1 pseudogene is annotated in these 528 nt (G+C 75.9%); it reads right to left on the reverse strand.

What is annotated here, in order from left to right:
* Window positions 1-528: pseudogene (locus tag BKE38_RS32675) on the reverse strand (DUF4139 domain-containing protein); the annotation flags it as partial.

The following is a 528-nucleotide window of genomic DNA, read 5'->3' on the forward strand; positions in this document are numbered from 1 at the left end:
CTATCGGCCTGGGGCCGCAGGGCCTCGGCCATGCGCAGCGGCAGCTCGATGCGCGGCACCATCAGCGGCTCGTAGAGCGGCTGGCGGAAGGCGGCCGAATCGGCCTCGACCAGCGACAGGCGGATCTGGTTCCAGTCGGCGCCGGAGCGGTTCTCGACCACCGCCCAGCCCTGCAGCCGGGCTTCCGCCGGGGCGCCGGAGGGCGGCGCCAGCAGCCGCCAGGAGGGCTTCCACAGCGGCGCGCCGGCGACATAGGTGAGGCTCACCGCGCGGTCCTGCCCGGCGCGCATCCGGCCCGAGCGCATGGCGATCTCGATGCGGCGTTGGTCGGCGCCGGCGCTGGCCGCCACCGCCTCCGCCGCGCGTTCCAGCCGCTGGGCGAGCGACGGGTCGGTGAAGCGGACCGAGACCCCCTCCTCCAGCAGCAGCGGCGTCAGGCCGGTCGGCGTCAGCAGGGTGACGCGCAGGCCCTTCTCCGTCTCCTGCGCGCCGGCGAGCCGCCCGGATTGGCCTGCGACCTCCACCTGC

This window comes from Teichococcus deserti, from assembly GCF_001982615.1.
Classification (GTDB): Bacteria; Pseudomonadota; Alphaproteobacteria; order Acetobacterales; family Acetobacteraceae; genus Pseudoroseomonas; species Pseudoroseomonas deserti.